The organism is Mitsuaria sp. 7, assembly GCF_001653795.1.
Lineage (GTDB): Bacteria > Pseudomonadota > Gammaproteobacteria > Burkholderiales > Burkholderiaceae_C > Roseateles.
The window spans coordinates 123,316-136,660 of record NZ_CP011515.1 but is presented as its reverse complement, the minus strand read 5'-3'; the positions used below and the strand labels follow the sequence as shown (position 1 = coordinate 136,660).

The window sequence follows — 13,345 nt, the reverse complement described above, 5'->3', positions numbered from 1 at the left end:
CGCAGGGATCCCCTCATGACCGCGACGTCTCCCCTCCCAGCGCCCACCGGCGCAACACCTGGCACCTCCGCCGCTCCGGTTGCGGTCCTGCTGCTGCCGCAGCGCCCCGCCCTGCTGAGTCGCTCCGGCTGGGTCGCCGTGCTGGCCGCGTTGACCGTCGCCTGCGTGCTACTGCCCTCGCTGAACCTGCTGGTGCCGGCCGGTCATGCGCTGCACGTCGACGGCTACTGGATCAGCCTGCTGGGCAAGTTCTGCTGCTACGCGATGTGCGCGCTGGCGATGGACCTGATCTGGGGTTTCGCGGGCATCCTGTCGCTGGGCCACGGCCTGTACTTCGCGCTCGGCGGCTACGCGATGGGCATGTACCTCATGCGCCAGATCGGCACCGACGGCCAGTACCGCAGCACGCTGCCGGACTTCATGGTCTTCCTCGACTGGAAGGAACTGCCCTGGCACTGGAGCCTGAGCGACAGCTTCCTCGCGACGATGCTCCTCGTGCTGCTGGTCCCCGGCGGCATCGCGTTCCTCTTCGGCTTCTTCGCCTTCCGTTCGCGGATCAAGGGCGTGTACTTCTCCATCATCACGCAGGCGATGACCTACGCCGCGATGCTGTTCTTCTTCCGCAACGAGAGCGGCTTCGGCGGCAACAACGGCTTCACCGATTTCAAGCGGCTGCTGGGGCTGTCGGTCACGACGCCCGGCATGCGCATGACGCTGTTCGTGCTGAGCGCGGTGGCGCTGGCCGGCTGCTACCTCGGCCTGCGCTGGCTGACCCGCGCGAAGTTCGGCCGCGTGCTCAGCGCCGTGCGCGACGCGGAGTCGCGGCTGATGTTCTGCGGCTATTCGCCGCTGCCCTACAAGCTGGCCGCGTGGGTGCTGTCGGCGCTGATCTGCGGTCTGGCCGGCGCGCTGTACGTGCCGCAGGTCGGCATCATCAACCCGGGCGAGATGAGCGTCGCCAACTCGATCGAGATCGCCATCTGGGCGGCGGTCGGCGGGCGCGGCACCCTCATCGGTCCGATCGTCGGCGCCTTCGCGGTCAACGGCGCGAAGAGCTGGCTGACGCAGTTCGCGCCGGAGTACTGGCTGTACCTGCTGGGCGCGCTGTTCGTCGCGGTCACGCTGTTCATGCCGGACGGCATCGCGGGGCTGGTCAGGCGCAAGCTCGGCGGCAGGTCCGGCAAGAGGATCGGCGCAGGCGTTGACAGCAAGAACGCGGAGAACAAGGCATGAGTCCCGACCTGCTCGAACAAGGCGAGGAGCGGCTGCGCGCCGCCAGCGGTCCCGGCTACGGCCGCGTCGTGCTGCCGGGCCAGCTGGACCTGGCGCACGGCCGCATCCTGTACCTGGAGGACGTGTTCGTCAGCTTCGACGGCTTCCGCGCGATCAACGGCCTGTCCATCGACATCGCGCCCGGCGAGCTGCGCTGCATCATCGGCCCGAACGGCGCGGGCAAGACCACGATGATGGACATCATCACCGGCAAGACCCGGCCCGACACCGGCACGGTGTTCTTCGGCGGCACCATCAACCTGCTGCGCCACAGCGAGGCGGAGATCGCGCAGCTCGGCATCGGCCGCAAGTTCCAGCGCCCGACGGTGTTCGAGGCGCTCACCGTGTACGAGAACCTCGAGCTCGCGCTGCAGGGCTCGCGCGCGCTGCGCGCGTCGCTGTGGGGCGTGCTGAGCGGCGCGCAGAAGGACCGGCTGGCGGAGGTGCTGACGCTGATCCGGCTGCAGGACCAGATGAAGCGCGCGGCCGGGCTGCTGAGCCACGGGCAGAAGCAGTGGCTGGAGATCGGCATGCTGCTGGTGCAGGACCCGAAGCTGCTGCTGCTCGACGAGCCCGTGGCCGGCATGACGGACCAGGAGACCGAGCGCACCGCGGAGTTGATCCTGACGCTGAAGGGCAGGCACAGCATCATCGTCGTGGAGCACGACATGGGTTTCGTGGACCGGATCGCGGAGAAGGTGACGGTGCTGGCTGAAGGCTCGGTACTGGCCGAAGGCACGCTGGCCCAGGTGCAAGCCGATGAACGCGTGATCGAGGTGTACCTTGGACGTTGAACTTCAGGACCGGCCCGGCTCGAACGGCGCCACGACGACGATCGCACCGATGCTCGAAGCCATCGGCATCCAGCAGTACTACGGCGGCTCGCACATCCTGCGCGACGTGTCGGTGAGCGCGTCGCCGGGACGGATCACCGTGCTCCTCGGGCGCAACGGCGTCGGCAAGACCAGCCTGCTGAAGAGTCTCATGGGGCTGGTGCCTATCCGCGCGGGCAGGGTCACGCTGGCCGGCGCGGACATCACGCGCGCGACGCCGTACCAGCGCGCACGTGCGGGCATCGGCTACGTGCCGCAGGGGCGCGAGATCTTCGCGCGGCTGACCGTCGAGGAGAACCTGCGCATGGGCCTGGCGAGCAAGCCCGGCGGCACGCCCATCCCGGAGCACCTGTACGCGCTGTTCCCGGTGCTCAAGCAGATGCTCAAGCGCCGCGGCGGCGACCTCTCAGGCGGCCAGCAGCAGCAGCTCGCGATCGCGCGGGCGCTGGCGGCGTCGCCTCGACTGCTGATCCTGGACGAGCCGACCGAAGGCATCCAGCCCAGCATCATCAAGGACATCGGCCGGGTCATCCGGCGCCTGGCGGACGAAGGCCTCGACGGCCACCCGGTCGCCATCCTGCTCTGCGAGCAGTACTACGACTTCGCGGCGGAACTGGCCGACGAGTTCCTCGTGCTGGAGCGCGGGAGCGTCATCGCGCGGGGGAACAACGCGGACATGCAGACGCCGGAGATTCGAGGATTGGTGGCGATCTGACGCAATGCGCTCCGAGAACAAGCGACAGTCCTGAAACCCGCGGGCTCGACAACCGCTGCAGGCGTTGTCGGCGGCGCATCGAAGCATCAAGGCAAGACCTGGCACGCGCGCCGGGCCACTAGGGGGGTCCCTCCGCTGCCGGACCCACCATGCCCGCCTTCAACCCCGCCCTCGCCGACAACCTGACGCGCCTGGAACCGGTGGAGCGATCCCGGACGGATTCAGCGCTGGCGTCGCATGCAGGCGTGCTGATGCTGTTCGCACGGGAACTTGCGCCGCGCGCGGGCGTATCGGCGCCCGGCGAGGTCCGGTTCGCCGACGGCACGAAGGATGCGCTCACGGCATGGGCGGTGGACTTCGTCATGCGGGCCGTGCCTCCGAAGGTGGTCATCCCGCCTGCACGCCTGCGAGGCATGTGGACGTCCATGCTGTCGCCCCTCATCGCGTCGATCATGACGGCGGTGCGCACGGCCGATTTCTCCGGTCTTCCCGACGCGGCGCATGCGTTGAGCAGCAACCTGCGGCTGGGGCAGGAGCCGGAGGACCCGGTCCATCTGTGCCGCTACCGCTCCGACAACACCCTCGCGCTCGCGCCGGTCAAGGCCACCGAGGTCGTGCTGCCGCTTTCCGAAGGCCTGATGCTGAAGCTGCTCGGCCTGGCCGTGGCCTCCGCGCGGTCCGCGAGTCCCGACGACGCCACGGCGGGCGTGAAGGCGCGCGTCCAGGCGCTGAAGGCGCTGCTCTGCGAGCAGCCGCTGAAGGTGGACCTCGCCCACGCGCGCACGCTGTGGCGTGCGGAGGCGCCGCAACAGCCGGCAGCCTTCGAAGCGATCCGCGACGTGGTCGCGGCGCAGGACGGGCTCGCGCGCCGGGGGTTGGTGCCCGCCACCCGGTTCATCCCGCCCGGTCCGTCGCGGCCACGGCAGCGAACCCCGGAAGATCGAGTGCTCATCGGGGCGCTGCTGTCCGGCGGCACGGACCGGCCCGCCGGGCCGGAAGCCGCCACGCCACCGCCGTCCTGGAGCGTGCTGAGCATGCTCGACATCGCGCCCACGCCTTCGGAGCGCGCGCAAGGGGCCTGGGTTTTCCAACCTGATCGCCGCGGATCCAGGGCGACCCTGCACGTCGATCCGCTCCCCGCCGACGCATCGATGGAGGACATCGCCAGACAGGATCGACAGTTCCGGCTCCTCCGCGACTTCGTGATGGTCCGGCTGTTCCAGGAAGGCGTCACGAACCGGCTCCAGGTCACGCTCAAGGGGGATGACATCCTCGTCGGCGACCTCCCCGTCGCCAGCCGGTCCCGCCGCGGCGTCTGGCTTCCGGACGTCGAAGCCCTCAAGGAGGCACGGAGCGTGACGACCGTCATCGAGCGGCCGGGCGTCCATTCGACCGTCGACCAGTGGTGGGACGGCGGCGGTTACCGGTTCTTCGAACCCCGCATCCGTGCGACGGAAGTCCGGCAGCTGCGCCTGTTCCTCCAGATGGGCCCGGACAGCCCGAACCTGGCGCTCGAGCGCTTCCGCTACCCGGACGAGGCCGTCTGGATCCAGATCGATCGCCATGGCCATCAGCGCATCGTCGGAGGCGGAGCGTTGCTGTCGCGAATCACGCCGGACACCCGCGTGAAGCTCGAGATCGAAGGCCACGACAGCCTGAGCGACACCGGGACGACCGAGCTCGAACACTACGCTCCGGCAGCGCTCGTCGACCGGGTGAAGTCGGCGTTGCACGAGCTGGGCATCACCCGGACCACGAGCCGGGTCACCCTGCGCTCCTGCGCGCTGGTCAGCCGTGCCGTGCCCGATTCCTTTGCCGAGCGTTTCATCGAGGCCGGCGTCGATCGCGGCCTGCTGACCGGCGATGCGCAGGTCACGGCCTATTCGGAGATCATGGGCTTCGACCTGCGCCGGCTGGACTGGTTCATGGCGCCGCTGCGGCGGCCGGACACGGTGCGCGTCACGCTCCGCTACCTCGGCGCCGCCGAAGAACGCCATGCGCCGGGCAAGACCTGGATCTACCGGCGCGATCCGGCGACCGGCCTGATCACCCGCCACGACAAGTACCCCGCCGCGCCGGGCCAGCGTCCGGCGGACACGGTCTATCGCGAGTCGTCTTCGCTCGGCTCGGACTACTGCGTCATCCTCGGCGCGGCCGGCCGGATCATCGACCGCGTGCGGCCTTCCGCGCGCCATCACCTGCTGCCCGTGCCGTCCAACACCGACCCGGCGACGTTGCGCTTCCTCGACGAGACGACGGGGACCGTCGTGGTCGCGGCGCTCGACGACGCGGGCGAAGCCGGGCTCGTGGACCTCTACCTGCGGCAGCTGTCCGCGATGCTCGAGACCCAGGCGCCCGACGGCCTCAATGCCGGATTGCTCGCACTGGCGCTGAGCCAGCTCTCGAGGACCTCCGCGACGGGCTCGCCCTACCAGGCGGCCGTCGCCTACCTCGGCATGACGCAGGGCGCCGCCTTCCTGGGGGCGGATGCGGTGACGCTGGCGAACTCGATCCGCGCGACGATGCAGAGCACGGACGCTGCCGTCGTCTCGGGCCTTGCACGGACGGCCGGGCTGTTGGCCGAGGGCCTGCGCGGGCTGGGCTCCCTGCTGCAGGTCGGCGTCGTCGGCCTGGACATCAAGAGCCTGGTCGACGCGATCGCCTCGGGACGGTCGAGCGCGATCGGCGTCGCAGGCACGCAGCTCGCGTTCGACATCGCCGGGCTCGGACTGCTGGGCGCCAGCGCCATCGCCGCCCTGGCCGGCTTCACCACGCTGGCCGCCGGCCTGCGGGAGCTGGCCGTGCCGCTCGCGGGCATCGCCATCGGCGTCACCGGTCTGGCGCTCGCCGTCGCGCAGGAACAGGAGCGGCTCGTCTACAACCTGCAACCCCTGGGCAAGATCGACGAGGGATACGACACGCCGCTCCGCCTGCTGCCTCCCGGCACCGGCGCCGACACCGGTGCACGTGCAAGTTCGGGCGGTAGCGACGGTGACCGACAGTTCCTCGCCGTCGCCGGCTGGGCGCCGGTGAACCGCATCGATTTCGTGAACGGCGAGGTCGGCTTCGGCGACGCCACGATCGGGGAGACGTCGCTCCGCCTGTCGGGGCTCTACACCTCCGCCGGTCACCCGCACGAGTGGAAGATCAACGACGGGTCCGATGCGCAGACGGCCAAATCCCGCGAAGGGATGGACCTCGACCTCTGGTCCCTGCTGTGGAAACAGGGCCGCGCCATCCGTCCCGTGACGGCGCTCACCCAGGCGCACCTGGATCCGTCCCACCTCCTGATCCTCGCGACGAGCGCCACAGTCGACATCGATTCCGAGACCTTCTCGAACAGCCGGGCGGGAGGCGATTTCTCCCTGCTCGGCGATGCGCGGCTGGACCGGATGGAACGCCGCAGCGGCGGACAGTTCGTCGGCGACTACGTGTCTTCCGGCAGCATGGCGAAGTCGGCCGACGTCTGGCGCTACCGCTATCGGAACGGCACGCTGTCGGTGGTGCTCGACCAGCAGCCGCGCGTGCTCGTGCTGCCGGGCCGCGCCGGCCTCGACGACGCGCGCTTCACTTTCCGCAACCACGATGGCGAGCCGGACCGCGAGATCCGCCCGCTGGATCAGTCGTCGACGGACTACCGGTTGATCGGCGGCGGGGGTCAGGTCGTGCTGCTGCTGCCCGGCGACGGCACCGTGCGCAACCCGGTGACCATCGTGCCGTCGGCTCGGTCGGGAGAGTCGTGGACCATCATGCTCGACGGCGCATTGACTGCAGGCGGCAAGGCCTTCGAGTTCCTGCATGACGAGGGCAAGGACAGCGGCCATGGTGAAAGCGCCACCCTCGGTTTCCGGCTCAACGGTCAGACGATCCGGTTCGAGGCGATGCCGGACGGTCCGGTTCGCGTGGTGGATCCAGGTCAGCCGGAACTGAGCGTGAGCCTGGACCTGCGGCGACGGCACGCCACGCTGGTGGTCGACCTGGGCTATGAGCCCTACGACGTCGACCCGCTGGCGGAGGTTCACGCCCACCTCGATGCGCTGGGAAAGGATCTGATGAAAGGCGGATTGACCGCGCTGGTTCTGCCCGAAGACGACGAGAGTCAGGTATTGCTGACGGCGCAGGTCGACGCCACCGATGCGACGCCGCGCGACGGTCGGACGTCCGCCGCGCCGGATCTTCGGCGGCAACTGGCATCGACGGACATCGGGCCGCGCATACCGCTAGTCGGCTACCTCGACCTGCAGAGCGGTCACGCGGTCCTGCAAGGCGGCCGGACGCTGTGGATCCACGATCCAGTGAGCATCCCGACGAACGCCTCGACCCGCGCTGGCTCCGATCCGGCAGGCCAGTGGATACGGAAGACGACGATCGACGAGATCAGCGACAGCGACGTCGAAGTCGGCGTAGACAGGTCGTCCACGGCCGATGCGCGGAGGAGGCACGCGTCGGATCGTGGCGCGCCGTTGCGCGCCGAGCGCAAGACGCTGCTTGCCGCCGTGGAAGGCTTTGCCACTCAGCTGACGACAAGCGACCGACCATGGATGAATCTCGGCGACACCCCGGCGCTGTCGCGCGACTTCGCGTTGCGTCTGCGCCACGCCGGCGTGGACATCGTGATCGACGTCGGTGACGACCCGCGCGGCGTCGACCGGGACAGCGTCGACGACCACTACGACGCCGATGCCGGCCGGTTGGCGCTGTTCAAGGAAGACCTTGGTCGGCTGATCGAGATCGACGACTATCTGGCGCCCAAGTCGCGTCGGCGGGATCCACCGACGCTGCCCTTCCAGTCGCGGGCGTCGGAGATGGGCGCCTTCATCGCCGGTATGCCCCCCGAGTTTCCCGAGGGTTCAGGCCTGACCCGCCTGACGCAGTCGCCCCGGGCGTCTCCGGCCGTGCTGCTCGCGCCGCACGGCAGCTGAAGCCTCGAGCTCGCGCTGCAGGGCTCGCGTGCGCTGCGCGCGTCGCTGTGGGGCGTGTTGAGCGGCGCGCACATCCTGCGCGACGTGTTGGTGACCGCATCGCCAGGGCGCATCACGCGGTGCTGCTCGGCCGCGACGGCGTAGGCAAGACGAGTCTGCTGATCCTGGACGAGCCGACCGAAGGCATCCAGCCCGCGGGAAGCGCTGTTACATACTCGGCCGAACGAAGGGTGTCACGCGCACACTGACAACGCTCTTCCCATGGAGCTGTGCGATGTCAAAACCTGACCCTTCCACGAACAACCCCGCGCGCCGTCGTCCCGCCGATCCGTTCGATCGCGCGGCCCTGTCCGGCGACGAGCCCGCCGCCGGTCCGGCAGACGCCGACGTGACACCTGAAACGCCGGCGACCCTGCCCACCGCGGAGGCGCTCATACCCGATCTCAGGGCGCAGATCCCGGCCTCCAGCCTGTTCGGGGAAACTTCCCGGCGGCAGGCCGCGCAATTGATTGATGCGATCGCGGCCCTTCCACCGTCGGCGGCGGACGCCACCGCAGGATCCCCTCCGCCCGAAGATATCCCGCCGACGCTGGCGCCTCCGAACTGATCGGGCAGCTTGCTCAATCCGCCTGGATCTTGGCCGACGAGATCACCTTGCCCCAGCGCAGGAACTCGGCATCGGAATGCGCCTGCAGCTGCTGCGGGTTCATGTAGTCCGCCGTCGCGCCCAGCTCGGCGGCCTTCTTCTTGAACTCGGGCGTGGCCATGATCTTCTGGATCTCCGAGGTCAGACGATCGACCACCGCCTGCGGCACCTTCGCCGGCGCGAACACCGCGAACCACGAGCCCGCGTCCAGGCTGGGCAACCCCGCCTGCGCGGCGGTCGGCACGTCCGGCAACGAGGACAGGCGCTCCTTGCCCGTCACCGCCACCGCGCGCAGCTTGCCTGCCGCGATGAAGGGCATGAACGGCGGCGGCGTGCCGAAGGTGAGATCGACCTGCCCGCCCAGCAGGTCCTGCAGCGCCGGCCCCGTGCCCTTGTACGGGACGTGGATCATCTGGATGCCGGCCTGCTGCTCCAGCATCACGCCGGTGACGTGCTGCAGCGAGCCGTTGCCCGAGGACGCGAACGACAGCTTGCCGGGGTTCTTCTTCGCGTAGGCGATCAACTCGGCGGTGGTCTTCGCGGGCACGCCCTCGCGCAGGACGATCAGCTGCGGCGCGGTCAGCACGTTGGCCACCGGGCGCAGGTCCTTCAGCTCCCACGCGCCCTTCTGGATGTGCGGCGTGATCACGTGATACCCGGAGTACTGCATCAGGATCGTGTAGCCGTCCGGCTCCGCGCGCTTGGTCGCGACCGCGGCCAGCGCGCCGCTCGCGCCGGAGCGGTTGTCCACCACCACCGTCTGGCCCAGCGCCTTGCCCAGCGGCTCGGCCAGCATGCGCGCGGCGATGTCGGTGGTGCCGCCGGGCGCGGCGCCCACCAGCATCGTGATCGGCTTGTTCGGATAGGACTGCGCCAGCGCGGCGTTCATCGGCGCCAGGACGGCCAGCGCCGTGGCAGCGGTCGCGATCAGCGCAGCGGCAGGAGCGGCCACGGCGAGGCGGCGGCGGATTCGGTTCATGGTCTTGTCTCCGGGAAGCCGCTCGTGGCGGCGTTGTCGTTGGGGTGAAGCGGAAAGGAACTCAGGCGTCGCGGGCCAGCGCGCGCTCGCGGATCGCGTCGAAGTCGCGCGGCCTCGGATGCAGGTCCAGCCGGCGGCCGGCGCTGACGATCTGGCTGGGCACCGCATGCCCGATCAGTGGCGGCAGGCGCCTGGCCGCGGCGATCAGTCGTTCGAGATCGACGCCGGTGTCGCAGCCCATGCACTGCAGCGCATGGACGATCTCCTCGGTGCAGACGTTGCCCGTCGCGCCCGGCGCGTAGGGACAGCCGCCGATGCCGCCCAGCGATGCGTCGAAGCGGTCCGCGCCGGCGTCGATCGCCGCGATCACGTTGGCCAGGCCCATGCCGCGCGTGTTGTGGAAGTGCAGCGTGAGCTGGGCTTCGGGCCAGCGCGCGCGGAAGGCGCGCACCAGCGCGACGACCTGCGTCGGATAGGCCATGCCGGTGGTGTCGCACAGCGTGACGCCGCGAGCGCCGAGATCCTCCAGGAAGTGGCCGCACCAGCCGAGCACCGTCTCGAAGGGCACGTCGCCTTCCATCGGGCAGCCGAACGAGCACGACAGCGACACGTTCACCGCGATGCCGGCCTGGTGCGCCATCGCGGCGACCTCGGCCAGGCCGGCGAAGGACTGCTCGCGCGTCATCCGCAGGTTGGACAGGTTGTGGCTCTCGCTGGCGGACATCACCAGGTTGAGCTCGTCGGCGCGGGCCTCGATGGCGCGCTCGGCGCCGCGGACGTTGGGCACCAGCACCGTGTAGATCACGCCCGGCTTGCGGGTGATGCCGGCCATCACCTCGGAGGCGTCGGCCAGCACGGAGATCGCCTTCGGCGAGACGAAGGCCGTCACCTCGACCTTGGCCAGGCCGGCGTCGGACAGCGCGTCGACCAGCGCGATCTTGTCGGCGGTGGGAACGAAGGTCGTCTCGGCCTGCAGGCCGTCGCGCGTACCGACGTCCTGCATGAAGATGCGGCGGCCGGCGCCGGTCCAGACATCGGAGGGGGAGGAGGACGAGGAAGAGGAAGCAGTCATCACGGGACCTTCAGGAAACGATCTTGCGGGCGCGCAGCGCGGCGATCTGTTCGGCGGTGAGGCCGATCTCGCGCAGCACCTCGTCGGTGTCGCCGCCCAGGCGCGGCGCGGCGCGGCGCACGGCGCCGGGCGTGCCCATCAGCTTGGGCACGATGCCCGGCACGTCGAGCTCATGGCCGTCGCGCGTCTGCTGCCTGATGATCATGTCGCGGGCGCGGAAGTGCGGGTCCTCGACGATGTCCTTGGCGGTGTAGACGCGGCCTGCAGGCACGCTGGCCTCGCCGAGCGGCGCGAGCACCTCCTCGACGCTGCGCGTCGCGGCCCAGGCGCCGATGGCGGCGTCGATCTCCTCGACGCGGGCCACGCGGCCGGCGTTGTTGGCCAGCGCCTCGTCGTTGGCCAGGTCCTCGCGGCCGATGACCTGCATCAGCCGCTTGAAGATGGAATCGCCGTTGCCCGCGATGAGCACGACGCCGTCCGCGCAGGGATACGCGTTCGACGGCGCGATGCCCGGAAGCGCCGAGCCGGCCGGACCGCGCACGGCACCGAAGGCGCTGTACTCGGGCACGAGGCTCTCCATCACGTTGAGCACGGCTTCGGTGAGCGCGACATCGATGACCTGGCCGCGTCCGCCGTTGACCTTGCGGTGGTACAGCGCGGTCAGCACGCCGATGGTGCCGTGCAGCGCGGCGAGCGTGTCGCCGATGGAGATGCCGCAGCGCACCGGCACGCGGCCGGGTTCGCCGCTCAGGTGGCGCAGGCCGCCCATCGCCTCGCCGATCACGCCGAAGCCCGGCAGATCGCGATACGGCCCGGTCTGCCCGTAGCCGCTGATGCGCAGCATGATCAGGCCGGGGTTGGTCTTGGCGAGTTCCTCATAGGACATGCCCCAGCCCTCGAGCGTGCCGGGGCGGAAGTTCTCGATCAGCACGTCGGCTTCTTTGATGAGCTGCCGGGCGATGTCCTGGCCGTCCTTCTGGCGGAGGTCGAGGGCGATCGAGCGCTTGTTGCGCGACTGCACCTGCCACCAGACGGAGGTGCCGTCCTGGATCATGCGCCAGTTGCGCAGCGGGTCGCCGCTGCCGGGGGCCTCGATCTTCACCACGTCGGCGCCGAAGTCGCCGAGCGTCTTGCCGGCGAACGGGCCGGCGATCAGTTGGCCCATCTCGACGATGCGCAACCCGTGCAGGGCCTGCAGACCTTCCATGGCGAGCTGTCTCCTTGTTGTGGAGACGGATTCTGGGAAGGTCCGCCTCCGGTGGGAATGCCGGAGTGGCGGCGACAGCTTTCACGGATCGCGAAAGCGGGGTGGGGTTCTCCCTCGTCTTGCTCCCTCTCCCGCTTGCGGGAGAGGGTGGGGGTGAGGGGCGCGCGCAGCGCGCGCGGTCGGGGCAGTCAGCAAGAAGGCTTTGGTACTTCCACCGCTGCTGGCCCTCACCCCTGCCCTCTCCCGCAAGCGGGAGAGGGAGCAAGACCGAGTCGCTCTCAGACTGGATGCGCTGCCCCGCAGAAGGGTCGCAACACGATCGGCTGGTTCGCCGAGGCTACTTGATCTGCGCGAGGCGATTGGCAACGAATGCCGACTTCCGCGCCCTCTCCTGCGCTTGCCTCACGCTCGTTGCCGTTGCCCGCTCCCGCTGTTTGTTTCTGCGAGGCAGGTTGAGCGGATTGATCGTGGGCATGGGTGCCATGCCGTCGAACCACGATTCACGTCCCAGCACACGCATCACTACCAGCAATGTGCGCACGGTCGAGCCGGCGCCTTTCTCAAGATTGCGTAGTGCTCGAACACTGACGCCCGATCGCTCGGCCACCGTGGCTTGGTCAAGGTTGAGTTGAAGGCGAAGCGCTCGGATCGTCTCGCCGATGCCTTGCTCAACCTCGTCGTCGTTCAACAAGGTCCGCATGAATGAAATTTCTTAAGCGGCAATATTCTGCCGATTGAGCCGGGGTTCAGCCTCTACCGGCAGGATCCTGCCGCTTGCGGACAAGAGGACCATTAACTGCTCTCGCAAAGATGATCGATGAACACCCGCACATGCCTCGGGAGCGCATCCAGGTCCCTGACCCCGATGAGCAGCGTCCGATCGGACCAGATTTCGTCGAGCCCGATGCGGCGCAGGTTCAGCGGCTTGAGCAGCGGCTCGACCGCCACGTCAGGCAGCACCGCGATGCCCATGCCCGCGGCGACCATGCGGCACATCGCGTCGAAGCTGCGCACCTGGATGCGGTTCTTCAGGCGGCGGCCGAGTTTCTCGGTCTCCATCTCCAGCCGCTTCTGCAAGGAGGTCGCCTTGGCGAGGGTGACGAAGTCGTGCTCGACGGCCTGCTCCCAGCGGACCGTCTTGCGCTTGGTCAGCGGATGCCCGGCCGGCGCGACCAGCACCAGCCGGTCGTGCCGGTAGTTCAGGACGTGCAGGCCCAGCGCCGGCGTGCGGTCCGCGAAGATGCCGAGGTCCGCGCGGCCGTCCAGCACCGCGACCACGATCTCGTGGCTGTCGGCTTCCTCGAGCTCGATGCGGATGCGCGGGTTGTCGCGCACGAAGGCCGACACCTGCGCCGGCAGGAACTGCGTCACCGCCGAGGTGTTGGCCCACAACCGCACGACGCCGGTCAGGCCCGACGCGTAGTCGGACAGGTCGGCGGTCATCTGGTCCACGTCGCTGAGGATGCGCTGCGCATGCTGCTGCAGCGCCAGGCCCGCGGCGGTCAGCGTGACGCCGCGGGAATGGCGCTCCAGCAGCAGGGTCCCGAGCGAGTGTTCCAGGTCGCTCAGGCGCTTGCTGGCCGCGCCGACCGCCAGCGCGGCCAGGGCCGCCCCCTTGCTGATGCTGCCCGTGCGGGCGACCAGGCTGAAGAGCGACAGCGAGACGAGATCGACGCGATGCAGGTTCATGGCGGAGGGA

The 13,345-nt window shown here is 69.4% G+C and carries 10 protein-coding genes; 5 read left to right on the top strand and 5 right to left on the bottom strand.

What is annotated here, in order from left to right; translation table 11 throughout:
* The first annotated feature begins 15 nt into the window (after nt 1-15).
* The 5 genes from urtC (at nt 16) to ABE85_RS27830 (ending at nt 8,349) form a co-directional block, all read left to right on the top strand.
* Nucleotides 16-1,233: an urea ABC transporter permease subunit UrtC gene (gene urtC / locus ABE85_RS26070; protein WP_082939146.1), complete on the top strand. Its 1,218-nt coding sequence runs from the start codon at nt 16-18 to the stop codon at nt 1,231-1,233.
* Nucleotides 1,230-2,066, top strand: coding sequence for an urea ABC transporter ATP-binding protein UrtD (urtD, locus tag ABE85_RS26065; protein ID WP_067283750.1), 837 nt, complete (start codon nt 1,230-1,232; stop codon nt 2,064-2,066). Before urtC ends, urtD begins: the two co-directional genes overlap by 4 nt.
* A gap of 49 nt (nt 2,067-2,115) precedes the next feature.
* A complete protein-coding gene (gene urtE, locus ABE85_RS26060) occupies nt 2,116-2,820 on the top strand; it encodes an urea ABC transporter ATP-binding subunit UrtE (protein ID WP_067284006.1) in 705 nt (234 codons plus the stop codon).
* A gap of 149 nt (nt 2,821-2,969) precedes the next feature.
* Nucleotides 2,970-7,742, top strand: a complete 4,773-nt coding sequence (locus tag ABE85_RS26055; protein ID WP_067283748.1) for a TcdA/TcdB pore-forming domain-containing protein — start codon at nt 2,970-2,972, stop codon at nt 7,740-7,742.
* Between the two features lie 274 nt (nt 7,743-8,016).
* On the top strand, nt 8,017-8,349 hold the full coding sequence (locus ABE85_RS27830) for a hypothetical protein (protein ID WP_157523218.1): 333 nt from the start codon (nt 8,017-8,019) through the stop codon (nt 8,347-8,349).
* A 13-nt stretch (nt 8,350-8,362) separates the two neighbouring features.
* On the opposite strand, the gene ABE85_RS26050 is transcribed toward ABE85_RS27830, so the two are convergent.
* The 5 genes from ABE85_RS26050 to ABE85_RS26030 all read right to left on the bottom strand — a co-directional run bounded on the left by ABE85_RS26050 (nt 8,363) and on the right by ABE85_RS26030 (nt 13,335).
* The gene (locus ABE85_RS26050; protein ID WP_067283747.1) at nt 8,363-9,367 is read right to left on the bottom strand and encodes a tripartite tricarboxylate transporter substrate binding protein; all 1,005 of its coding nucleotides are present in this window, start codon (nt 9,365-9,367) and stop codon (nt 8,363-8,365) included.
* A gap of 61 nt (nt 9,368-9,428) precedes the next feature.
* Nucleotides 9,429-10,439, bottom strand: a complete 1,011-nt coding sequence (locus tag ABE85_RS26045; RefSeq protein WP_067283745.1) for a hydroxymethylglutaryl-CoA lyase — start codon at nt 10,437-10,439, stop codon at nt 9,429-9,431.
* 10 nt (nt 10,440-10,449) lie between these two features.
* Nucleotides 10,450-11,646 (bottom strand): CaiB/BaiF CoA-transferase family protein, encoded by a 1,197-nt coding sequence (locus ABE85_RS26040; RefSeq protein ID WP_067283743.1) that lies wholly within the window; start codon nt 11,644-11,646, stop codon nt 10,450-10,452.
* Nucleotides 11,647-11,983: 337 nt separating this feature from the next.
* Entirely contained in the window at nt 11,984-12,346 is a 363-nt protein-coding gene (locus tag ABE85_RS26035; RefSeq protein WP_067283736.1) for a helix-turn-helix domain-containing protein, read from the bottom strand.
* 92 nt (nt 12,347-12,438) lie between these two features.
* Entirely contained in the window at nt 12,439-13,335 is an 897-nt protein-coding gene (locus ABE85_RS26030) for a LysR substrate-binding domain-containing protein (protein ID WP_067283733.1), read from the bottom strand.
* Nucleotides 13,336-13,345: the final 10 nt, after the last annotated feature.

What these genes read in the sequence shown, in the direction of transcription:
- urtC (WP_082939146.1), top strand. Translation starts at nt 16, where the DNA reads ATGACCGCGACGTCTCCCCTCCCAGCGCCCACCGGCGCAACACCTGGC.
- urtD (WP_067283750.1), top strand. Translation starts at nt 1,230, where the DNA reads ATGAGTCCCGACCTGCTCGAACAAGGCGAGGAGCGGCTGCGCGCCGCC.
- urtE (WP_067284006.1), top strand. Translation starts at nt 2,116, where the DNA reads ATGCTCGAAGCCATCGGCATCCAGCAGTACTACGGCGGCTCGCACATC.
- ABE85_RS26055 (WP_067283748.1), top strand. Translation starts at nt 2,970, where the DNA reads ATGCCCGCCTTCAACCCCGCCCTCGCCGACAACCTGACGCGCCTGGAA.
- ABE85_RS27830 (WP_157523218.1), top strand. Translation starts at nt 8,017, where the DNA reads ATGTCAAAACCTGACCCTTCCACGAACAACCCCGCGCGCCGTCGTCCC.
- ABE85_RS26050 (WP_067283747.1), bottom strand. Translation starts at nt 9,367, where the DNA reads ATGAACCGAATCCGCCGCCGCCTCGCCGTGGCCGCTCCTGCCGCTGCG.
- ABE85_RS26045 (WP_067283745.1), bottom strand. Translation starts at nt 10,439, where the DNA reads ATGACTGCTTCCTCTTCCTCGTCCTCCTCCCCCTCCGATGTCTGGACC.
- ABE85_RS26040 (WP_067283743.1), bottom strand. Translation starts at nt 11,646, where the DNA reads ATGGAAGGTCTGCAGGCCCTGCACGGGTTGCGCATCGTCGAGATGGGC.
- ABE85_RS26035 (WP_067283736.1), bottom strand. Translation starts at nt 12,346, where the DNA reads ATGCGGACCTTGTTGAACGACGACGAGGTTGAGCAAGGCATCGGCGAG.
- ABE85_RS26030 (WP_067283733.1), bottom strand. Translation starts at nt 13,335, where the DNA reads ATGAACCTGCATCGCGTCGATCTCGTCTCGCTGTCGCTCTTCAGCCTG.